Below are 21,907 nucleotides of genomic sequence, written 5' to 3'. Positions count from 1 at the left end.
GCGACATAATACTGCGCTCCTTCAACAAGCGGAGTCAGTAAATGCAACGTCTTCAAGGAAAGGTCGCGGTGATCACCGGCGGCAACAGCGGCATTGGCCTGGCCTCGGCGTGCCTGTTCGCCAAAGAGGGGGCGCAGGTGATTATCACGGCACGTCGCCAAGAGGTGCTGGACGAAGCCGTTCGCCACATCGGCCACGGCGCGATTGGCATCAAGGGCGATGTCGCCAGCCTCGAGCACCATGCCGAGGTGGCCGAGCAAGTCCGGGCGCGCTTCGATGCGCTGGATATCTACATGGCCAACGCCGGGGTCATCACCCTGACGCCATCACAGCAGGTCACGCCCGCGGAGTTCGACGCGCAATTCAATATCAACACCCGTGGCGTGTTCTTCGGTGTGCAGGCGATCGTGCCGTTGTTGCGCGACGGTGGCAGCATCATTCTGACCAGTTCCCTGGCGGCGACCAAAGTGCTCGATGGGCATGCGGTGTATGCCGGTTCCAAAGCAGCCATCGCTGCCTTCGCGCGCAACTGGGCGCTGGAGCTGCGTGCGCGGCGCATACGCGTCAATGTGCTCAGCCCGGGCCCGGTCGATACGGCGATTATTGGCAAACTGGGTGTTTGCGAGGAGGACCGCCCCGGTTTTGAACAAATGATGGCAGGCATGATTCCCGCCGGTCGACTCGGTGAGGCCGACGAACTCGCGCAAGCGGCGCTCTACCTGGCGTCCAGCGACAGCTCGTTCGTCAACGGCATCGAATTGCACGTCGACGGCGGCATGTCGCTGGTCTGAAACCCGCCTCAGAACGTGCAAACGGCATCGGTAAACACCACCCGGCCGAACTGCGCATTGGCGTCCAGCGGCGTGACGGCCAGCAGTTGATCCAGACGGATTTCCTGTTGGCCGTTTGCCGTTTCAACGCGCAAGAACTCTTCTTTTTCGGCGGAGGTGCGCGTGTCCAGCGCCTTCGCCTCCAGGCGCGTGCCGTCCTTCAGTTCGACATCCAGTCGATAACCGCGCATACAGGCGACCTCCAGATAGTCATACAAGTCGCAATTCATGGGCTGGTATGTGTTCATCGCATTAGTCCTGGCTTGGGTGGTGTTCGATTAGGCAATATCTTCCTTCCGAACGTGTTTTGCATCCATGAGTCGACAGCGCGTTGCTGGTCAATAGTCGTGAATTAGACTAAACACGGGTATCAAGTCGAAGGAGTGCTCCCCATGGCAGCGCGGCAATGGACTCGCTGATCACCGCCGCCGCCCAGGCGCTGGCAGCGGGGAATCCACTTGGCGCGCTGGACCGGGTAGCGTTGCGTGACGATGCACAGGCCCTGGCGCTGCGCGGGATCGCCATGGCGCAACTGGGCGATCTGGTACGGGCCAAGGTCTTGGTGCGTCGGGCGGCACGAGCGTTCGGGCCGAAGGAAACGCTGGCCCGCGCGCGCTGCATCGTCGCGGAAGCGGAGATCGCATTGGCCTCACGGGACCTCGGCTGGCCGGTGAAAGCCCTGGATGCGGCGCGGGTCACGCTGGACGCCCACGGCGATGGTGTCAACGCGGCCCATGCGCGATATCTGCACATCCGCCGTCTTCTGCTGATCGGCCAACTGGATGACGCACAGCAACGCCTTGCGAAACTCGATCCGTCGACATTGCCACCGTCGTTGCGCGCCACCCATGAGCTCGTGGTCGCGGGCATCGCCATGCGTCACCTGCATTCACACGCTGCCCGCGCGGCCTTGATCCGTGCCGGACTGGCGGCGCAGCAATCCGCTATTCCCGCCTTGATAGCGGAAGTCCAAAGCGCGGTGCAGCTGCTCAACAGTCCCGCCGCGCACGTGATGAGCAATGGCCAGACGCGGCCCCTGCTACTCGATGAAGTGGAAGCATTGCTGGCCTCGACATCGCTGGTGGTGGATGCCTGCCGGTACGTCGTGCGCGGTGCAGGCATGTCGGTTGCCCTGTCGAAGCGCCCGGTCCTGTTCCGCCTCGTGCGGACCCTGGCGGAAGCCTGGCCGAACGATGTTTCGAGGGAAATGCTCATCGCCCGGGCCTTTCGCCTGAAGCTCAGCGACGAATCCCATCGCGCCCGGCTACGGGTGGAAATCGGCCGATTGCGCGCAGCGCTGAAACCCTTGGCCAGCGTAATCGCAACCCGGCGCGGGTTTGCACTGATCACGCAGGTTTCACCCGACGTGGAACTGCTCACGCCTCCGGTCGAAGAAAAACATGCCGCGGTCTTTGCGTTGCTCGCCGACGGTGAAGCCTGGTCGAGTTCGGCGCTTGCCCTGGCTCTGGGCAACAGCCAGCGCAGCGTGCAACGGGTGCTCGAAACACTGGCGGCGCAGGGCAAGGTGCAATCATTCGGGCATGGCAGGGCGCGGCGCTGGATGACGCCACCGGTGCCCGGTTTCGCGACGACCTTGTTACTCCCGGTTCCGTTGCCCCGTGGCTAGGATGAACGCCACCACCCCTTTGCGAGGAACACCGAGATGAAACAGTCAGCTGCTGAAATCCTTCGTGAATATGGGCCTTTTGAAGGCGTCGACGATGTGCATGGCGTGACCTGGGATGGTGAACAGGTCTGGTTTGCCACCACCGGAAAACTCCTCGCCCTGGACCCTTCGAGCGGCGCAACCGTGCGAACGCTGGATGTCGCCGCTCACGCGGGCACCGCATTCGATGGCAAGCACTTGTTCCAGATCGCCGAGGACCGTATCCAGAAAATCGACCCGCAAACCGGTCGCGTACTCTCCACCCTTCCAGCCCCCGGCGGCGGTAACGACTCCGGGATGACCTGGGCGGAAGGCTCGCTGTGGGTCGGGCAATACCGCGAGCGCAAAATTCACCAGATCGACCCCGAGACCGGCAAGATCCTGCGCACCCTCGAGTCAAACCGCTTCGTCACCGGCGTAACCTTCGTCGAGGGCGCGCTCTGGCATGGCACCTGGGAAGGCGACGAGAGCGATCTGCGGCGCATCGACGCAAAAACCGGCGAGGTGCTCGAAAGCCTGAAAATGCCAGAGGGCGTTGGCGTCTCCGGTCTTGAGTCCGATGGCGGCGAGCGGTTTTTCTGCGGTGGTGGGAGTAGCGGACGGGTGAGGGCGGTTCGTCGCCCCTGATCGAGTCACTTCTTTAAATCGTTTATGGATGTCGATCCGCTGACTCATACCCTCTCGCCTTTGAACCGACACCACCCTGCTTCTGCTTTTTCGGTGAGAACGGCGAATCCAGCGTACCGAAGGCGATCGACATCCACTGCGAAAAGGCCGGCTTGGCTAACCGATGCCGATGCTACGTTCTGAGTCTTGCCAATCTCCGCGTCTTAAGACGCTTCCTACAGCCCCCGGTTTCTTCCTGCATCTGATCAAGACCTTTCTCGCTGATGCCTCGGACGCCTCCGATTTCAGCCTTGCAGGTCATGGGTTAACGTTTTTGAACGGAGTCATTTATTGACGCCAAAATTGCGGCTCACTACTAGCGCGCCACTAATTTGATATCACTTTTGTTTTCGAGGGATCGAACATGTCCTCACCCGCCCTTGTGGCGAGGTTGTGCCTGGCTTTGCTATGCCTTTCGCCAATGAACCTGCTTACGCTGCGCCTACTCCCGGGGATACCGATCTGATCCGCGAGCGTCAGGATCGCTTGCTTGAAGAACAGCGCCGGCGTCTTGAAGAACTCAAGGAGTTGCCCGGCAAACAAATCCAGCCGACGCAACCGGCGGCGCCTTCCGACAGCCGTTGTTTCCCCATCAAGGACATCGAGCTCAACGGTGCCGACAGTCTCTCCTACAGCGAGCAAAATCGCCTGCTCATGCCTTACATCGGCCAATGCCTGGGTGTCACGCAGCTCAATGAACTGCTGAAAGTCATTACCGATCACTACATCGAAAAAGGCCTGTTCACCAGTCGAGCCTACCTGCCGCAGCAGGACTTGTCGGCCGGACATTTGAAAGTGTTGGTGGTCGAGGGCCGGCTCGAAAGTTTAAAGAGCGCCGCGGACAGTCATTTGTCCGAACGCGAACTGGCGATGGCCTTTCCCGGTAAAGCGGGTGACTTGGTCAACCTGCGCGAAATCGAGCAGATGGTCGATCAGCTCAATCGTCTGCCCTCGAACCAGGCCACGATGGAACTGGCTCCCGGCAAGAACATCGGCGGCAGTGAGGTGCTGGTCACCAACACCGCGCAGAAACCCTGGCGGGCGGGGCTTTCCCGCAGCAACGATGGGCAGCGCAGCACCGGCGAACAGCAGTGGGGCACGACCTTCGATTGGGACAGCCCGCTGGGTCTGGGCGATCAGTTGATGCTGCGCGGCGGTCACGACGCGATGAGCGATCACCAGCACACGTCGAACAACGCAATGCTCTATTACAACCTGCCGTGGGGTTGGTGGAATTTCAGTTACAGCTTCAACCAAAGTGAGTACCGCTCGCAGATCGCTGGCAACGGTTACAACTTCAAACAGACCGGCGACAGCGAAAACCATCAGTTGCGCGCCGAACGGGTGATCCATCGCGACTCCGTGAGCAAGACCTCACTCAATGCCGGGCTCTCCTATCTGCGCACCAACAACTTCATCGAAGACAGCAAACTCAAGCTGAGCAGCAACCGCATCAGCGAATTGCAGTACGGCATCAACCATGGTCGGCGGGTGGGCAGCGCCTTCGTCAACCTGGACCTCGGCCTGCAAGAGGGTATCGGCGCGTTCGATGCGCAAGGTAATGGTCATCCGGGGCCGGGCGAACCGAACGCGCGCTATCGCAAATACACCGCCACGGCGAGTTATCTGCAGCCATTCAAACTGTGGGGCGAGTCGCTCAGCTTCAGCAGCCTGATGACCGGCCAGCGCAGCGAAGACGTGCTGTTCAGCCCGCAACGCACCAGCCTCGGCGGGCAGTCGTCGATCCGTGGCTACAAGGATCAATCTTTGTCCGGAGACAGCGGCGGTTACTGGCGCAATGACCTGCGCTGGAGTCGACCTGTCAGCGCTGAATGGTTGCGCCCGGCGTTTGCCGAATACGGTGCCAGCCTTGGCTACGACCAGGGCGTGATTCGCGACGATCGCTACAACGGTGATCAGCATGGACGCCTGTCGAGCAACTCGCTGGAGCTGTTCGCCCGCGGTCGGTATGTCGCTGCAAGCGTGACCTTTGCCCATTCCCTGGAACGACCGGACGCGCTGCCCGAGCGCGAAGCACCGATCTACTTCCGCGTGGATTTCTTTATCTGACAACGCTTCTTCGAGACCTTCCACATGGACGTACGCCACTTTGCCTTTCTCGCCCGCCAGCCTTCTGCCAGGGTGAATACCCGTGATCGTTTCTGCGGCATGCCCAAGCGTGGCCTGGCGTTTGTGTTGGCCAACGTCATGTTCTGGCAGCCCGTCTGGGCGCAGGCCGACGGAATTGTGGTGGCCAATCCCGGCACCAGTCTCGGGCAGGCCGGCAATGGCGTGCCGATCGTCAACATCGCGACGCCGAATGGCAGCGGCCTATCGCACAACCAGTTCCACGATTACAACGTCGGCGCCCATGGGGTAATCCTCAACAACGGTGCGACTCAGACCTCGGCCACCCAGTTGGGCGGGATCATCATTGGTAACCCGAACCTTAAAAACAGCGGTTCAGCGCAAACCATCCTCAACGAAGTGGTGGGTGGCAGCCCCAGTCAGTTGCGCGGTTACACCGAAGTCGCGGGGCAGTCAGCCCGCGTGATCGTGGCTAACCCGTATGGCATCAGCTGCAACGGCTGCGGTTTCATCAATACTCCGCGCGTGACGTTGACCACCGGCAAACTGGTACTCGACGGCAATGGTCGCCTGGACCGTTTTCAGGTGGATCAGGGCAGCGTTTCCATTGACGGCGCCGGGCTGAACGCCAATAACGTCGACCGCTTCGAAATCATCACTCGCAGCGCCAAAATCAACGCCGAAATTCAGGCCAGCAACCTGACCATCGTTGCCGGACGTAACGACGTCAACGCCGACAGCCTCAACGCCACGGCCCGCGCCGATGACGGCAGCGCCAAACCGCAACTGGCCATCGACTCGTCGGCGCTGGGCGGGATGTACGCCGGGGCGATCAAACTGGTGGGCACCGAAGCCGGGGTCGGGGTGAAGCTCGACGGCAAATTGATCGCCAGCGGCGGCGACATTCAGCTCGACGCCAATGGTCAATTGAGCATGGTCGAGACTTCGGCCAGCGGCGCGGTCAAGGTCAAGGCGGGCAGTCTTGATGCGCGCGGACCGGTTTACGCCGGCACTGCCATCAACGTCCAGACCCAAGGCAACCTGACCAACCAGCAAACCCTCGCCGCCCGCGACAGCATCACCCTGAGTGCCGGCGGCCAGTTGACCAACAACGGCATCATCGAAGCCGGGGTCAATGCCGATAACAGCCGCAACGCCAATGGCGATATCAGCCTGAGCGCGCAAAATCTTGGCAATGCCGGCAAGAGTGTGGTTGCCAGTCGCAACCTGACGGTCGCGACCACACAGACGCTGAACAACCAGGGCGGCACCCTCAGCGGGCAATCGGCCAATATCAATGCCGGTGTTCTGGACAACCGGAACAATGGCCGGGTGCTGAGCAACAGCGCGCTGAACCTCAAGGCCGACCAGTTGCTCAACGCCAAGGGTGTGATCAACAGCAATGGCAATCTGGCTGGCAACGTCGGCGGTTTGAACAACAGCGAGGGCCAACTGAGCAGCCTGGCCGATGTGGTGTTGAACGTGGCCTCACTGGACAACGTCGCGGGCCTGATGACCGCAGGGCGTCTGCTGGACATCACCGCCAGCGGTGCGATCAACAACCAGAGTGGCACCCTTTCCGGTGTCAATGAGCTGAAGCTCGATACCAAGGATACGTTCGGCAATCAGGGCGGCAAGTTGCTGAGCAACGGCTCTTTAAGCCTCGAACTCAACGGAAGAGGACTTGATAACCAGGCTGGCCAGATCAATGCCAAAGGCATGTTGAGCATCGCAAACCTGCGCGACCTCAATAATCAGAAAGGTGAAATTTCCAGCCTCAACAGCTTCAGCCTGAAAGGCAACACCCTCGATAACCGGGGCGGCAATCTGATCAGCCACGATCACCTGACGCTTGATGCGGCGAATCTCCAGAACCAGGGTGGCCTGATTTCCGGCTGGAACGCAGTCACCATTACCGGCGGCACTCTCGACAACAGTCAAGGAGGCACGCTGTCGAGTTTGCTCGGTCAGTTGAGCGTCGACCTCAGCGGCGCGCTGATCAACAACGCCAAGGGCGGACTCGGGGGGAAAGGCGGGGTTTCGCTTAACGCGGCCAGCATCGACAACAGTGCGCAAGGTTTGATTGACAGCAGCGGTACTCTCGAACTGAGTGCATCGAGCATCAACAACGCTTCCGGAACTATTAACGCGCAGGGTGCCCTGAACGTTACCGCTACGAATCTGGATAACACCGATGGCAGGCTGGCGGGTGCCGGCAGCGTAACCCTCGATCTACTCGGTATTCTGACCAACACCAAGGGAGTACTTTCCAGCGCAGGCCCGCTGGTCATCAAGCGCTCTGGCCAGATCGACAACCTGGGTGGTCAGCTCATCAGCCAACAGCTTATGAGCCTGCGCACTGGTCAGTTGAACAACCGTCTGCAAGGTACTGTTGCCTCCAATCAGCAACTCGATCTCATCGTCACGGGCGACCTCAATAACAGTGAGGGTGGACTGATCCATAGCCGCGACGCTGGTGTAAGCGTGAGTGCGCTCGGCATCAACAACACCAAGGGTGCAATACAAAGTCATGACGCCCTGACGCTGAAGGTACAGGGCGGCACTGTTGATAATCAGCACGGCGAGATCATCGCCAGGACTGGCGATCTGAACATCAGCGCTGCGGTTCTGGACAATCGCGGTGGTTCGTTATCCAGCCTCAAAGGCCTGACGCAAAGCCGTCTGACGGGTGTGCTACGAAATGGCCTGGGCGGAAAGATCGAAGGCAATCGCCTGGACCTGCAAGCGCTGGGAGGCATCTACACAGAGGGTGGACGCATCGCCGCCAATGCCGGTGACATTCTGCTCGACACGGGTGGCTCGCAACTCGATAACAGCGGTGGCGGTATCTATGCCGAAGGCCAGGTCAAGGTTGTTGGCGGTGCCCTGAAAAACAATGCTGGCGAGATCAGCGGGCGGTCCATCGATATCGATCTGGCAGATGAACTGAGCAACCACGATGGCCTCATCGAAAGCGCCAGCACTCTGAAATTGAATGCCTCCAGCGTCAACAACCAGGGCGGCACACTGCGCGCCTTGGGGAAAAATGGCAAAACTGTTTTTCAGATCGGCAGGTTGTTCGACAATCGCAATGGCCTATTGGAGACCGCCAATACCCAATTGACGCTGGCTACCTCAAGCTTTCTCAATTCGGGCGGTAACGTGACCCATGTGGGTATCGGCAATTTCGATATCGACATGGGCAATGTAATGGGCGCCGGTGGCACGTTGGTCACCCGTGGCGATCTGACGCTCGAAGCCAATAGCTGGACCAATACCAGTGTCATCCAGGCCGCACGCTTGAAAGTCAACGTCAACAACTTCGTGCAAACCGCGAGCGGACAGTTGTTGGCCTCCAACCACTTCGAAGGGCGGGGGGGAAGCTGGACCAACGATGGGGTGATCGCCAGTGACGGCACCCTTGATGTGCTGTTGTCTGGAACCTATGGCGGCAATGGACGCATGTCCAGTCTGGGAGACATGCAGTTCGATTCGGCTGCCATCAATCTCGGTAGCGCGGGCAATGTTTCCAGTGGTGGCAATACAACCGTGGGCGCTCGTGGTGCATTGGCGACGTTGAATAATTATGGTCGCCTCACTGCCGCAAACGGACTGACGTTGAAGGCAAACACCGTTAATAATTTCGGCACCCTCGCCGGTGGCACCGGGTGGAAGCTGAGTGCGTCCAGGTTGTTGAATGATCAGGGCGGATTTCTCTTCAGCGGCGGCGATATGGCCCTGCGAGTGGAGAGCTTTACCAATAGAAAGTCCGACGTCTACAGCTTGGGCGCCATCGATATTGCCCGCGATGACGCAGGTAATCGTGCCGCCTTGGTGGAGAACCTTTCCGGCACGATGGAAAGTGTGGGGCGGTTCTCCATCAAGTCGGACTTGATAGTAAATAAGCGTGATCAGTTCAGCACACAGGCTGAGATGTATTCGTCAGCCATAGGTGTGCGTTGCTATAGCTGTGATGAGCTTCCGAGGTCTTGGGTTGATCGCCAGCCGGAATGGCATTTAGTGTTCGAGCAAAAGTACCGCGTTAATGTATCCGGTGACTCCAGCTCTCCGGCTGCCCTGATGACCTCAGGCAGTAATATGGACCTTGTTGGCACATCATTCCTCAATTCTAATTCGACCGTTGCAGCGACAGGCAACCTGAGCATCACAGTTAATGACTTTGAGAATTCAGGCACGGCACTAGGTGATTATTCCAGTCTCCAATATTTCAATTATGAGGATCCGAAATACAGGAATCGGTTAGATCCATTTTCTCAGATTGTCAGATACAACATTTTCAACGACGCAACCTACGACAAAAATATGCGTTTCTGGAATGCGGCCGGCGTTGAGTCGATTATTTACCCTCGCATTGGGGTACAAGGGGCAAAACCGTTTGAAAAAGAGTTCTTTCAGATAATAGGCCCCGTTGTTTTGTTACTCGGAGGGGGCACCGCAGCGCTTCATCCGAAAATCGACTTTGCTGATTCGCAATATTCTTCAGGTGTTCGAACTGAACTGCCTGACTTCCTGAAAAACGCTACGCCCTTCAATCAGGTGGTAACTTCATCAGGCACCACGAGCGATATTCCAGCAGTTATACAATCAGGTGGTGACGTCTCGATAAACGCCAAAAACAAGATCGGCAATGGTGTTGAACGTCCATTTAGTTCGGGAATGTCCAGTCAGCAGCGTGCTGCTGACATTGCAGCATCAGGTACCGGCAGTCCCACCGTTGTTACCTTGAACGGTCAACTGCCCGCCGATTTAGCGCAGCAACAAGTTAACCCGCTGGCGCTACCTGGTTTCAATATACCAACGGGACAGAACGGTCTATTTCGTCTTAGCGATCAAAGCGGGCTCGGGCAATCAGCGCCTGCGCCTTCCGCTTCCATGACAAACCTTGACGTCACCAACTCGTTGGGCGTGCCACGGGTTCAGGGCCTGCTGGACAACAGCTTTCGCTCAAAACCTCACAAATACCTGATTGAGACCAATCCGGTACTCACCGATCTCAAGCAGTTCATGAGCTCGGATTACCTGTTGAGCAATTTGGGCTACAACCCCGATATCAGCGCCAAACGCCTTGGTGACGGCTTTTACGAACAACGATTAATCCAACAGGCTGTGGTTGCACGCACCGGCCAACGTTTCCTTGACGGTCAGACTTCCGACGAAGCGATGTTCAAATACCTGATGAACAACGCCATCGCCAGCAAAGATCAACTTAGCCTCTCCGTTGGCGTGACCCTGACATCGCAGCAAGTGGCCGCGTTGACGCACGATATCGTGTGGCTCGAGGCGCACGAAGTGAATGGCGAGAAGGTGCTGGTGCCGGTGCTTTATCTGGCCCAGGCAAACAACCGGTTGGCGCCGAACGGTGCATTGATACAGGGTGGCGACGTCACACTGATCGCCGGCCAGGATTTGAGTAACTCAGGCACCTTAAGGGCCACCAACAATCTGGCGGCATATGCCGCGCAAGACCTGACGAGCAGTGGCCTGATTGAGGCTGGAAACCGTCTCGACCTGTTGGCCGGCAACAACATCATCAACAAATCCGGAGGAGTCATTGCCGGACGTGACGTCACAGTGGAAGCCGTGTCAGGTGATGTCATCAATGAGCGCACCATCACCAGCGCTGAGTTCAGCAACAAAGGCTATACCCAGCACCGCGATTACCTGGACAACGCAGCACGCATCGAAGCAACCAACGATCTGAGCATCGTTGCTGGCAGGGACGTGCTGAGTTCAGGGAGCGTCATACAAAGTGGCCGCGATACCCAAATTGAGGCCGGACGAGACATCAGCATCGTTTCAGCCGAGCAGCAAAGCGCTGACACCGGTGGCAAGCAAAAAAGCTCGGTTACTCAGTTTGGCTCAAGTCTGGAGGCGGGGCGCGATATCGCCATGAGCGCTGGCAGGGATTTCACCGCAATCGCCAGTGATGTCAACGCCAAGCGCAACATTGATCTGGTGGCGGAGGGCAGTGTGACAATTGCCTCGGGTGCCGACGAAACTCACTCCTATTACAAGTCCAAAAAAGTCACCGCCCAGGAAGACCACGTCAAACAGATCGCCAGCACTTTCAATGCCGGCGGCGATGTGGTGCTAAGTGCGGGCAATGACCTGACTGTGATCTCCAGTCGTATTACCGCAGGCAACGAAGCCTATCTGGTGGCAGGTAACAACCTCGAGTTGCTGGCTGCGCAAGACAGTGATTACTCCCTCTACGACAAAAAGAAAAAAGGCAGCTTCGGCCAAAAGGAAACCCGCCGGGATGAAATCACCAAGGTGACCCACGTCGGCAGCGAAATCACTACAGGCGGCGATTTGACCTTGGTCAGTGGGGGAGATCAACGCTATCAGGTGGCGAAACTCAACAGCGGTAATGACCTGACCTTGCAGAGTGGTGGTGCGATCACCTTTGAGGGCGTGAAGGATCTGCATCAGGAGAGTCACGAGAAGAGCAGCAACAGCCTGGCGTGGACCAGTGCCAAAGGTAAGGGTAATACCGATGAGACCTTGAGGCAGAGTCAGCTGGTCGCGCAGGGAAACCTGGCAATCAAGGCAGTTGACGGCTTAAACATCGACATCAAACAGATCGACCAGAAAACGGTGGGTCAGACTATTGATGCGATGGTGCAGGCAGATCCGCAACTCGCATGGCTCAAAGAAGCTGAGCAGCGTGGGGATGTGGATTGGCGAAAAGTTCAGGAGGTACACGAGAGCTTCAAGTACAGCCACTCCGGGCTGGGCCAAGGGGCGATGCTGGCAATCATGATTATCGTCACGGCGCTGACGGCTGGCGCTGCGAGTGCTGCAATAGGAACAGCGGCCAACGCAGCGGCGGCTTCCGGTACTGCCATGGCCGCTGCGGGAACTTCAGCCGCAGGTACAGCCGTCGCGGCAGGCTGGGGAAATGTAGCGCTGACGGCTGTGGCCACTTCGGCGGCCAGCGGGGCTGCAATCAGTGCGATCAACAATAAGGGTGATCTTGGAGCGGTCGTTAAAGATGTAACTTCCAGCGAGAGTCTGAAAGGCTATGTGATCGCTGGTGTAAGTGGGGGCATTGCTGGCCAAAATATAGGTGTACGCCTGGCAGTCAACTCCGCGCTTCAAACAGTAGCGAATGGCGGAAAATTCAAAGACAACCTTAGCCAGGCCGCGATAGGACTGGTCGCCGACATGATGGCTGGCGCCATCTATCAGCAAGTGGGTACCAGCCTGTTAGGAAGTGGTCTACCCACCAAAGTTGCCGTTCATGCCATCGTGGGTGGCTTGATCGGAGAGGCGGCTGGTGGTGATTTCGTTATTTCTGCGATGGCCGCCGGAGCTAACAAGGCTCTGATCGATATGGTCGGGGATAAGATTTTTCCAGGTGTGGCACACGAGCAAGTACTGGCCATGACCTCCCAGCTCTTGGGCATGACAGTTGCTGCAGCGGCTGGCGGCAGTGAAAAAGACCAGCAGGTTGCAGGGTGGGTGGCGCAGCAGGCAACGGTCAATAATTACCTGAATCATAAGGAGGTTGAGAGCTTAATCGAAGAGGCGAAAACCTGTGTCGCAAGCAACAGCTGGGATCAGGTTCGAAATAAATTTGCCGATTTGAATGACGCAAACGAAAAACGTTTTGCGCTGTTTTGTCTGGACAACCCTCAAGGATGTAGATCTCCAGAGCTCCAAAAGTTTGTGGAGGATTACAACGACACGCACGACCTCCTTTCCAAAGCACGAGCCTCTGACGATGTACCTGCCGGGATGAAAAGTGTCCTTGCTACCGCGCAAATGATGAACGCGGTTGCCAAGGTGCGATTGCTGGAAATGGGACTGGCCTTAGGGCTTACGCAAGCCGGTAGCAATGCTGCAGGACAGGCTGGTATAAACGTCGATCCCGAAACCGTAGGTGTTTTTGCCAAGTGGACGGCTATACTTTTTGGGGCTGGGAAGGCGGTTGGTGCAAAAGGCTCGGGAGGTGCCATTGACGCTGGCTTTGATACTGCTAACCTTCAGAGTAAATTGCAGGGGTACCTGCTAGATGCAGAACATCCCCAGAACCAGACCAAAGCTACTTGGTTCCAGCAGGCTCTCGGCTTTGACAAGAGTAATTGGGAGGGGTTGGCGTCGCAGATTAAATTTGATGAAACGAAGGCAGTAGTAACGAAAACAACTCAATACGGTCGGACTTTTGAGCAGCGGATTTCTATTCTTGGAACTAATGGGAGAACCATTGACGTACCTTTCATCTTTTTGAAAGATGCCTCGGGTACCGTTAAACTTATAACAGGGATTCCGGCGAAAAAATGAATATATTTCGTGAAAATGATGTCATTCGCCTCCGGGAGGAGGTAGAGGCAAGCATAATTACCGGGGATGAGATTTTTGTACCTAAAGGGACCATAGGTACAATAGTTCTTGTACATGGCAATCCTGACCAGCCATCGGCCTATGAGATTGAGTTTTTCATTCCAGGTCAAAACGACTTTGCTCTAGCTACCGTAGATGTAACGTGCGTAAGTAAAGTCTGATTGCTTTGGTGCAAAAGCAACAGGAAAATTACCTGTTTCCAACGATCTTCCGACAAATATCCATGCAGGACAGCAGGGGAAACATATCAGAGGCCACAATAACTTTGAGGAAGGACGTAGTTATTTTAATAATGGCGTTGACCCGGTTGAACTTTTAGGTGGAGTCCAGCGTGGTAAATATCCGATTGTTGGTGCCGGGGCTCGTGGTAACCCAGTGGTGGATTTTGGAAGACCGATAGGTATTGACGGGCGAACAGGGCAGTCTGTAATCAAAGGTCTAATCCACTATGGGAAAAATGGTGCCCATATTGTTTCAGATGCGAGAAACTGAAATGCTATTCGCGACAAAATTGCCGGATTGGCTCGTGGCGTGCTTCCGCATTGCGCTACTTGGCGAGATATACCCTAATATTAGGGCCATAGCCGTCGGATATCATGATAGTGGTTTTGTGTTAATTCGATACTATCTTGATCGCCAGCCATCAGACTCTGATTTTGAGAGCTTGAAGGTTGTAGCTACAAATTTAGATGCGCTTGGAGGGAAAGAGCAGGCGATCAACAAAATTGATATCCAGTGCGTGCATGCGGCGGGTGCTAAGCGAGATTTAGAGCCGATTAGTGGATTTATATATTCTAGGCGAGAACACGAATAAAATGGGAAGAAAAGAAAGGGAAAAGGGGATGGATTTATTTTTATTAACGCTCGGAATGGGCCTGTAGTTGGAAACTAAATCTGTCCCCTTTTTTCGTATGAGTGTTATATGGTCGGAACAAATTGATCCTATTCTAAGTCGCGGGATATCTCTAGAGCATTTGGGGGTGCGGAACTGGGCTCTGCGTCGCGATGACGCTTTAGGTGCTATTTATGATCTTGAGGCTCTCGGAATTCCGATTCTTGGAGGGGATGTATATCAATTAATTGGCGAGATAGCTGAGCAGACGTACGACAGTTGGTACTGCGACCAAGCTCCAGATGAGTTGGATTCTGTTTTTTTAAAGCGAAGTTTAGATAAGGCAGCGAATTATATATGCAGCTACTTAATGCAAAGGGAGATTTTTGCTCTAGTGCCTAAAATTTAATCGTGCAAAAAGATGGTGGAAAAAGGGACGGATTTATTTTTATTAATGCTCGGAATGGACCTATAGTTGGAAAATAAATCTGTCCCCTTTTTTCGCGTAACCTAAGTACAGTTATACCGCTTCATTGAGGAGGCTACGATGAAATTTCCAAGCACAAATGATTTTTTGGAGGAGTTTGGTATTGAGCCTGCTGAGGTGGATCCTAGCTTGGCTCTATGTCGCTATATAAAAACATCAAAAAATAGTGGGCTTGAAGTTGAAATTTCTTTTAGTGCTGTAATTGGGTCGTTTCAGGTTGTGCTGAGACTTGCTATGCAAGAGATAGCAATTATTTCCTCGGAAAATGTTAAAGCTATTGAGCTAGTGCGGGATAATTCAGGTGCGGGTGTTCGTGTTGTCTTCGATATATGCGAAACAACTTCAGAGGCTAGAGTGACGTTAGAACCCGAAGTTAGCTGTCAGTGGTGGACGTTACGTGACGTGTAAGACTGGAAAAGGGGACGGATTTATTTTTATTAATGCTCGGAATGGGACTATAGTTGGAAAATAAATCTGTCCCCTTTTTTCAATAAAGGAGTCGGATGGGTCAATCAATCATCTACTATTCAAGCCGAGCCGGGCGGAGTGACTTATGAGTGTTATATGGTCGGAACAAATTGATCCTATTCTAAGTCGCGGGATATCCCTAGAGCATTTGGGGGTGCGGAACTGGGCTCTGCGTCGCGATGACGCTTTACGTGCTATTTATGAACTTGAAGCTCTCGGAATTTCGATTCTTGGAGGGGATGTGTATCAATTAGTTGGCGAGATAGCTGAACAGACGTACGACAGTTGGTACTGCGACCAAGCTCCAAATGGAAAAGGGGACAGATTTATTTATCTTTTTACAACGCTGAAAAATTCGATGGAACAAGGAGTCGATTATGCCCAGGATGGGCCGTATTGTATTACCAAACTATCCGCACCACGTTGTGCAACGTGGTCATAATCGTCAGGTGGTGTTTGCGGTCGCCGAGGATTATCAGCGCTATTTGGCGGATTTACGTGAACTCAAAGAGGCATTCGGTGTAAAGGTTTACGCCTATTGCTTGATGACCAATCATGTTCATTTGCTGCTCGCTCCAGGTGACTCTGTTATTGGGCTTGGGCAGTTAATGAAAGCCCTTGCAGCGCGTGCGACGCGTTATCGTAATCGCCTGGAAGGGCGTTCAGGCACTTTGTGGGAGAGTCGGTACAAATCCAGTGTGGTGCAGTCAGATTCCTACTTGCTCGCTTGTTGTCGTTACATTGAATTGAATCCTGTCCGCGCACAAATGGTGGTCGATGCCGGAGATTATCCGTGGTCCAGTTTTAGCGTTCGAATCAGTAGTGAGCCTGATGACCATTGGCTGGACATTGACCCATGCTTTGCTGCTTTGGGTAACACACTAATGGAGCGGCGCTATCGCTACGAATTATTCATGCGCCAGGCCATTCCCGATGATGAGATCGGATTGATTCGGAATGCTCTGCAGCGTGGTCAGCTGACAGGGACGCGTCGTTTCGTGGACGAGGTTGAGCAGATAGTGGGTTTACGGATAGAACAACGTGGTCGAGGCAGACCAAGGAGCGGGGTAAAATAAATCTGTCCCCTTTTCACTTACGAGTCAAGGCTAAAAGCCAACTTGCCCTGCAGCTCTTGCTCGCCGGTTTCAACTGGCGTAAACAATGCGCACCGAGCCGTGCGCGGGTGCGCGGTTTATTTTTGTGATCAGGGGTTACGGATATCAAGGCGCTAAATCACAGGTTCGTCAGCAGGGCGAAGCGAGGCGAGCATTGGTAGAACGACGTCAGTTCAGCGGTGCGATGAAGGGCAAGAATCTTCGCTATCTCAATGAGCATGAAGGCCAACCCATCTGCGCCCGGGCAGGTTTTTTGCTGCTGGAGCATTTCTCGTTGCCGGCGTTTACCCAGGCCCTCGATACGATTATCACCGCAAACCTGCTGCGGCCGGGGCTGTTTACCACCAAGACCTTCGGTTTGTCGGAAGGCGAAGTGATCAGCGATCTGGGGTTGGTGATCCGGCCGGACGCCTGCCTGGGTCATGCGGAAATTCAAGACCTGGACCTGTTGGTCATCTGTGGCGGGTACCGTACGGCCCTCCAGGCTGACGAGGTGTTTGTCAGTCTTTTGCACGGGGCCGCCGAAGCAGGCGTGAAGCTGGCGGGGATATGGAACGGTGCCTGGTTTCTCGGGCGAGCCGGTTTGCTGGACGGCTATCGCTGTGCGATTCATCCCGAGCATCGTCCTGCGCTGGCGGAAATCGCCAAGCTTACCCAGGTCACCAGCGAAGCCTATGTGGTGGACCGCGACCGGCTGACGGCGTCCAGTCCCAACGGTGCGTTTTACATGGCACTGGAGTGGATCAAAGGTTTGCATGACAAGGCGCTGACTGACGGTATCGAAGACATTCTGGCGTTTGAAGCGTCGCGCTATCGACGGATCAAACCCAGCCTGAATGTCTCGGTCAGCGGCCCGCTGCGGGAGGTCGTCAACCTGATGGATGCCAACCTCGAAGAGCCGCTGGAGATGGAGGCGCTGTGTCTGTATGCCGGCCGATCCCGACGGCAGATCGAGCGCCTGTTCAAAGAGCAGCTGGGCACAACGCCACAGCGTTACTACATGGACTTGCGGATCACCGAGGCGCGTCGACTGCTGCAACACACCACGTTGACCATTGTTGAGGTTTCGGTGGCCTGTGGTTTTGTCTCACCCAGCCACTTCAGCAAATGCTACAGCGCCTATTTTGGTTATCGGCCGTCCAAGGAAACCCGGCTGGTCAAGTAACGGCTCAGGGCAGATCAGTTCGCCCCAAACAGCATTGTCCAGTAAACCCCTTCATCGCTGCGCGCCTCGGTGGCATAACCGGCACCGACTTGAGTGAAGATCGGGTTCATCAGGTTGGCGCAATGCCCGGGGCTGGCCAGCCATCCGGCCATTGCCTTGTTTGGAGAGCCTTGGCCGGCGGCGATGTTCTCGCCGATCTGCCGACCACGGTAACCAGCGGCGCGCGCCCGGTCGGCGGGGGTGTCGCCATCGGGATCGCGGTGGGCGAAGTAGTTGCCGTAGGCCATCGCTTTGCTGTGTCCTTGCGCGGCGGCACCGAGGCTGGCATTCCACGCCAGTGGCCGCGTGGCGGCAAAACGTTGACGGCCGCACATTCGCGGTTTGGCCCGTGCGGCATTCACCTGCGCCAGCAAGGCTTTGCTGACTGAACGCGGGTCGCCCATTTGGCTGTCCAGTACCGGACGCGCCAACACCACTTGCCACTCACCACGTCTGCGACTGACGCCAATGTCGGCGTACTGGCTGTCGAGCAGGGCGGTGCAATGGTCATCCTGCAACAGGTCGAAAGCCTCTTCGGCATCCTGGGCACCGATGACCCGGATGGATCGTACGGCCACCGCCTGATAACCGGACGCCTTCAAACGATCGCGCAAACTGCCACCGTGACCCACCGGCAATGCCAGGTTTGATTTCAAGGCCAGTGGCGCCAAACGCTTGGCAGGACGCCGCCCGCAATCTTGCGGATGGGCGCGGTAATCGTTGATGGCTTCCACCAGTTGTCGCTCCGCGCCGGCGTGGGCGGGGCTGATGAAAAAGGGTAGCGAGGTCAACAGGCACAGTGAAGTGAAGCGCAAGGCAAGGGCGGTTTGGCGCATGGTGCGGACAGCTCGGATGAGGTGACAACGTTAAGGAGGAAGTACAAATGCCGGTCTAAGACTGGCGCCGCGAAACAAGGTTCACGGGGCGGGTGGGCTTGTTGGTTGATGACGGTTTGTGTCCGACGAACGTGCTTGGGGATGGCGTTCTATTGCAGGAGCCGCTCTACAACCCATCCCCCAGCGCCTCGAAATACTCAGGGCTGTCGCTGATCGAATTGTGCCCGGCGCCCTTGATCACCTGCAGCGACGCCACGCCCTCGGCGAAATGGCTGTAGAGCCGCTGGGTGCTGGAACCCGGGATCACTTCGTCATGTTCGGCGGCGATCAGTCGTGTCGGCACGGTTATGTGTTCGGCATAGCGCCAGGATTCGAACTTGTCCTGCAACAACCACTGCACCGGGAACCAGCGAAACTGCCGGGCGGCCAGTTCTTCGAGGCTGTTGTATGGCGTGACCAGCAACAGCCGGGTGGCCGGGCGTGCGCTGGCCAGGCGCACGGCGACCCCCGATCCCAGGCTGCGGCCGACCACGACAACCTGCGGATGATCGGCGTAGACCTTGTCGAACAGGCTCATGGCATCGCGGGCAATGGCTTCCTCGGAGGGTGAGCCGCTGCTACCGCCATAGCCTCGGTAATGCATGAAGTACAGCGCATGATCAGCAAAGGCCTCGGCGAACTCCGGCAGGCTGCGCGAAACGTCCTCGGCATTGCCGCCAAAATAAATCAGCGCCTTGGGGCCGTCGCGCGGTCTGACTGAAACCAGCACCTGCGCGTCATCGACGGGGAGCGTGAGCAGTGTTTCGGCGGAACCGGCGGAGCGGGGTTGCGGGTAATAGATCAGCGCGCGCTGAAACACGAACAGCGCAACGCAAAGCGCCAGGTAAACCGCTGCGAGGATGACGACGAGTAACACCAGGGTTCGGGACATTCGGCTAACGTTAGTGGGCGGCATTGACGGCTCCGGGGTGCTGTCAGAGTGTAGCTGGCGGTGAAGGAGGGCACCGATGCCCATCGGTCTCAAGTGGCTCAATGTGTTGCCATCGGAAAGAGCGGCCCTGGCCTTGGGCTTTGCTTTTCACTTTTGCGTGCTCGCCAGCTATTACCTGGTGCGACCGCTGCGCGATGCCCTGGGGCTTGAAGGCGGCGCCGATAAACTGCAATGGCTGTTCACCGCCACGTTCGTGGTCATGCTGCTGATGGTGCCGGTGTTCGGTGCGCTGGCGTCACGGTTGCCGGCCACGCGCTTCGTGCCGTTGATCTATCGCCTCATTGCCGCTTCGATGCTGGTTTTCGGTCTGTTGATCGCCAACCATGTGGCGCCGGTGATGGTCGGGCGGGTGTTTTTTGTCTGGATCAGCATCTACAACCTGTTCATCGTCTCGATTTTCTGGAGTGTGCTGGTCGACCGTTTCTCCAGTGAACAGGGACGACGGTTGTTCGGCTGCATCGCGGCCGGTGGCACCCTCGGCACGTTTATCGGGCCGTTGCTCGCGGCGACCATGGCCACCCGATTGGGCCCGATGGCATTGACCGTCGCGGCGGCGCTTTTGCTGGAAATCGCCGTACGCTGCTATCGGGCGCTGCTGGCGCGCACGCAGTCGCAGTCGGGCAAGCCACTACTCGACGAACGGCGCATGGGCGGCAGCGTACTCGCCGGCATCACCCTGATCCTGCGCTCTCCGTACCTGTTGGGGCTGGTGCTGTTCATGCTTTTACACACCAGCGCCGCGACCCTGTTGTATTTCGAGCAGGGACGGATCGTCGCTGGCAGCTACGCTGATACGGGCAGCAGGACGCAATTCTTCGCCGTGGTCGATTTGATCGTGTCGGCACTGACCCTGACATTGCAACTGCTGCTGACGGCGCCATTGATCCGTTTTGTGGGGATTGGCGGCGCGCTGGTGGCGATGCCGTTGGCGACCATCGTTGCCTTCGGTGCCATGGCCCTGGCACCGGTGCCAACCACCGTGGCGCTGGCCCAGGGACTGCGTCGCGCGGTGGAGTTCGCCATTGTGCGGCCGGCGCGGGAGGTGTTGTGGACGGTGGTCAGCCGCGAAGAGAAGTACAAGGCCAAGAACGTCATCGAGACCCTGGTCTATCGCGGGGGCGATGCCGCCAGTGGCTGGTTGTCCGCCGGTTTGACGACGATGGGCGCAGGGTTCGGCCTGGTGGCGTTGATGATCGTGCCGTTCGCCGGGCTGTGGGGCGGGTTATGTGTGTGGCTGGCGCGGCGCCAGGCGCAACAAGTCGAAACCTGATTGGCGGGCGAGGGACGATTTATGAGCCATCCTGTGGGGTACACACGTAGAAAAATACTCACGCTGGCTGCCGGTGTTTCGGCGGTCTTCACGTTCGGTCCGACCGGCGCACAAACCCCGCCGTCGACGGGAACAGGAGGCAAGACCATGCAGACCCGCGTCATTCCTTCCAGCCAGGAGTCATTGCCCATCGTCGGCCTGGGCACCTATCGCGGTTTTGATGTGGCCCCGCACGACCCGGCCTACAAGCAATTGCCCGCGGTGCTGGGTGCATTGTTCGAGAAGGGTGGGACGGTGATCGACAGCTCACCGATGTACGGCCGGGCCGAAGAGACGACCGGTGAACTGCTGTCGATCCACGAGCCGCGCTCGCCGGCGTTTCTGGCGACCAAAGTGTGGACCCGGGGCCGCGAAGAAGGCATCGCGCAGATGGAACAGTCGTTCAAGCTGTTGCAGACCGATCGCATCGACCTGATGCAGATCCACAACCTGCTGGACTGGCAAACCCATTTGCCGACACTGCGCAAGTGGAAGGAAGAGGGGAGAATTCGTTACATCGGCATCACCCATTACACGCCATCGGCCTATGAAGAAGTGGAGGCGGTGCTCAAGGCTGAGCAACTGGATTTTCTGCAAATCAACTATGCGCTGGATGATCGAGGTGTCGAAAAACGCATCCTGCCGCTGTGTCGCGAGCGTGGCGTGGCGGTGATCTGCAACCGACCGTTCGGCGGCGGTGGTTTGCTCGGTCGATTGAAGGACAAACCGCTGCCCGGTTGGGCCGCACAGGTCGGGGTCAAGAGCTGGCCGCAGCTGGCGCTCAAGTTCCTGCTGTCGCATTCGGCGGTGACCTGCGTGATTCCCGGCACCGGCAACCCGCGCTACATGACGGAAAACGCCGGTGCCGGTTTCGGGCCGATGCTCACCGATGCGCAACGCCATCAGTTGATCGCATTGGTGGAATAGGCAATGGATCCGGGGCTTTCAGTCTGATTTCGCCGCTCGCGGGCGTGTCATGAATGCTCTCCTATACTGTTTCGCGACGATCGGTTCCTGACTGCCCGCGGCTCCGTCCGGGCGCCCCTGT

16 protein-coding genes and 1 pseudogene are annotated in these 21,907 nt (G+C 57.0%); 14 read left to right on the top strand and 3 right to left on the bottom strand.

The genetic code is table 11. The annotated features are described in order from the left end of the window. Nucleotides 1-41 precede the first annotated feature (41 nt). Nucleotides 42-791: an SDR family oxidoreductase gene (locus BVK86_RS02335; protein ID WP_075944874.1), complete on the top strand. Its 750-nt coding sequence runs from the start codon at nucleotides 42-44 to the stop codon at nucleotides 789-791. Nucleotides 792-799: 8 nt separating this feature from the next. Here BVK86_RS02335 and BVK86_RS02330 read toward each other — a convergent pair whose 3' ends face one another. Next, complete coding sequence (locus tag BVK86_RS02330) at nucleotides 800-1,078, bottom strand: Rho-binding antiterminator (protein WP_075944873.1); 279 nt, start codon at nucleotides 1,076-1,078, stop codon at nucleotides 800-802. Between the two features lie 158 nt (nucleotides 1,079-1,236). On the opposite strand from BVK86_RS02330, the gene BVK86_RS02325 reads away from it, so the two are divergent. The 11 genes and pseudogenes from BVK86_RS02325 to BVK86_RS02270 all read left to right on the top strand — a co-directional run bounded on the left by BVK86_RS02325 (nucleotide 1,237) and on the right by BVK86_RS02270 (nucleotide 17,684). Next, nucleotides 1,237-2,457, top strand: coding sequence for a helix-turn-helix domain-containing protein (locus tag BVK86_RS02325; protein ID WP_075944872.1), 1,221 nt, complete (start codon nucleotides 1,237-1,239; stop codon nucleotides 2,455-2,457). 36 nt (nucleotides 2,458-2,493) lie between these two features. Then, on the top strand, nucleotides 2,494-3,123 hold the full coding sequence (locus BVK86_RS02320; RefSeq protein WP_075944871.1) for a Vgb family protein: 630 nt from the start codon (nucleotides 2,494-2,496) through the stop codon (nucleotides 3,121-3,123). 403 nt (nucleotides 3,124-3,526) lie between these two features. Then, a pseudogene (locus BVK86_RS02315) lies at nucleotides 3,527-5,232 on the top strand (ShlB/FhaC/HecB family hemolysin secretion/activation protein). Nucleotides 5,233-5,256: 24 nt separating this feature from the next. Continuing rightward, entirely contained in the window at nucleotides 5,257-13,557 is an 8,301-nt protein-coding gene (locus tag BVK86_RS02310) for a two-partner secretion domain-containing protein (protein ID WP_075944870.1), read from the top strand. 279 nt (nucleotides 13,558-13,836) lie between these two features. Continuing rightward, nucleotides 13,837-14,109 (top strand): polymorphic toxin type 50 domain-containing protein, encoded by a 273-nt coding sequence (locus BVK86_RS30405; RefSeq protein ID WP_083659288.1) that lies wholly within the window; start codon nucleotides 13,837-13,839, stop codon nucleotides 14,107-14,109. Continuing rightward, nucleotides 14,066-14,431, top strand: coding sequence for a MafI2 family immunity protein (locus BVK86_RS02295; RefSeq protein WP_231977888.1), 366 nt, complete (start codon nucleotides 14,066-14,068; stop codon nucleotides 14,429-14,431). The genes BVK86_RS30405 and BVK86_RS02295 overlap by 44 nt, the downstream gene beginning before the upstream one ends. A gap of 67 nt (nucleotides 14,432-14,498) precedes the next feature. Continuing rightward, nucleotides 14,499-14,858, top strand: coding sequence for an Imm40 family immunity protein (gene imm40, locus BVK86_RS02290; RefSeq protein ID WP_139315737.1), 360 nt, complete (start codon nucleotides 14,499-14,501; stop codon nucleotides 14,856-14,858). Between the two features lie 138 nt (nucleotides 14,859-14,996). Then, on the top strand, nucleotides 14,997-15,344 hold the full coding sequence (locus BVK86_RS02285; protein ID WP_075944866.1) for a hypothetical protein: 348 nt from the start codon (nucleotides 14,997-14,999) through the stop codon (nucleotides 15,342-15,344). Nucleotides 15,345-15,489: 145 nt separating this feature from the next. Then, nucleotides 15,490-15,846, top strand: coding sequence for an Imm40 family immunity protein (gene imm40, locus BVK86_RS30400; RefSeq protein WP_075944865.1), 357 nt, complete (start codon nucleotides 15,490-15,492; stop codon nucleotides 15,844-15,846). Next, on the top strand, nucleotides 15,782-16,480 hold the full coding sequence (locus BVK86_RS02275; RefSeq protein ID WP_075944864.1) for a transposase: 699 nt from the start codon (nucleotides 15,782-15,784) through the stop codon (nucleotides 16,478-16,480). The genes imm40 (BVK86_RS30400) and BVK86_RS02275 overlap by 65 nt, the downstream gene beginning before the upstream one ends. Before the next feature lie 193 nt (nucleotides 16,481-16,673). Next, on the top strand, nucleotides 16,674-17,684 hold the full coding sequence (locus tag BVK86_RS02270) for a GlxA family transcriptional regulator (protein WP_173668860.1): 1,011 nt from the start codon (nucleotides 16,674-16,676) through the stop codon (nucleotides 17,682-17,684). A 14-nt stretch (nucleotides 17,685-17,698) separates the two neighbouring features. Here BVK86_RS02270 and BVK86_RS02265 read toward each other — a convergent pair whose 3' ends face one another. Together BVK86_RS02265 and BVK86_RS02260 are read right to left on the bottom strand one after the other, a co-directional pair. Next, complete coding sequence (locus BVK86_RS02265; protein WP_075944863.1) at nucleotides 17,699-18,559, bottom strand: CAP domain-containing protein; 861 nt, start codon at nucleotides 18,557-18,559, stop codon at nucleotides 17,699-17,701. A 166-nt stretch (nucleotides 18,560-18,725) separates the two neighbouring features. Beyond that, nucleotides 18,726-19,514 carry an alpha/beta hydrolase gene (locus tag BVK86_RS02260; RefSeq protein WP_075944862.1) on the bottom strand — a complete coding sequence of 263 codons (789 nt, stop codon included), beginning with the start codon at nucleotides 19,512-19,514 and terminating at the stop codon, nucleotides 18,726-18,728. A gap of 52 nt (nucleotides 19,515-19,566) precedes the next feature. On the opposite strand from BVK86_RS02260, the gene BVK86_RS02255 reads away from it, so the two are divergent. Both BVK86_RS02255 and BVK86_RS02250 read left to right on the top strand, forming a co-directional pair. Continuing rightward, on the top strand, nucleotides 19,567-20,820 hold the full coding sequence (locus tag BVK86_RS02255; RefSeq protein ID WP_075944861.1) for an NTP/NDP exchange transporter: 1,254 nt from the start codon (nucleotides 19,567-19,569) through the stop codon (nucleotides 20,818-20,820). A gap of 21 nt (nucleotides 20,821-20,841) precedes the next feature. Next, on the top strand, nucleotides 20,842-21,786 hold the full coding sequence (locus tag BVK86_RS02250; RefSeq protein WP_075944860.1) for an aldo/keto reductase: 945 nt from the start codon (nucleotides 20,842-20,844) through the stop codon (nucleotides 21,784-21,786). The last annotated feature ends 121 nt before the right edge of the window (nucleotides 21,787-21,907 follow it).

Source organism: Pseudomonas reinekei, assembly GCF_001945365.1.
GTDB classification, from domain to species: Bacteria; Pseudomonadota; Gammaproteobacteria; order Pseudomonadales; family Pseudomonadaceae; genus Aquipseudomonas; species Aquipseudomonas reinekei.
Note: the sequence above shows the minus strand (reverse complement) of the source record. Positions and strands in the feature narration are given on the sequence as shown.

Bases quoted from the DNA above. Each gene is read 5' to 3' on its own strand.
- BVK86_RS02335 (WP_075944874.1), top strand. From the start codon at position 42: ATGCAACGTCTTCAAGGAAAGGTCGCGGTGATCACCGGCGGCAACAGC.
- BVK86_RS02330 (WP_075944873.1), bottom strand. From the start codon at position 1,078: ATGAACACATACCAGCCCATGAATTGCGACTTGTATGACTATCTGGAG.
- BVK86_RS02325 (WP_075944872.1), top strand. From the start codon at position 1,237: ATGGACTCGCTGATCACCGCCGCCGCCCAGGCGCTGGCAGCGGGGAAT.
- BVK86_RS02320 (WP_075944871.1), top strand. From the start codon at position 2,494: ATGAAACAGTCAGCTGCTGAAATCCTTCGTGAATATGGGCCTTTTGAA.
- BVK86_RS02310 (WP_075944870.1), top strand. From the start codon at position 5,257: ATGGACGTACGCCACTTTGCCTTTCTCGCCCGCCAGCCTTCTGCCAGG.
- BVK86_RS02295 (WP_231977888.1), top strand. From the start codon at position 14,066: ATGGGAAAAATGGTGCCCATATTGTTTCAGATGCGAGAAACTGAAATG.
- BVK86_RS02285 (WP_075944866.1), top strand. From the start codon at position 14,997: ATGAAATTTCCAAGCACAAATGATTTTTTGGAGGAGTTTGGTATTGAG.
- imm40 (WP_075944865.1), top strand. From the start codon at position 15,490: ATGAGTGTTATATGGTCGGAACAAATTGATCCTATTCTAAGTCGCGGG.
- BVK86_RS02275 (WP_075944864.1), top strand. From the start codon at position 15,782: ATGCCCAGGATGGGCCGTATTGTATTACCAAACTATCCGCACCACGTT.
- BVK86_RS02265 (WP_075944863.1), bottom strand. From the start codon at position 18,559: ATGCGCCAAACCGCCCTTGCCTTGCGCTTCACTTCACTGTGCCTGTTG.
- BVK86_RS02260 (WP_075944862.1), bottom strand. From the start codon at position 19,514: ATGCCGCCCACTAACGTTAGCCGAATGTCCCGAACCCTGGTGTTACTC.
- BVK86_RS02255 (WP_075944861.1), top strand. From the start codon at position 19,567: ATGCCCATCGGTCTCAAGTGGCTCAATGTGTTGCCATCGGAAAGAGCG.
- BVK86_RS02250 (WP_075944860.1), top strand. From the start codon at position 20,842: ATGAGCCATCCTGTGGGGTACACACGTAGAAAAATACTCACGCTGGCT.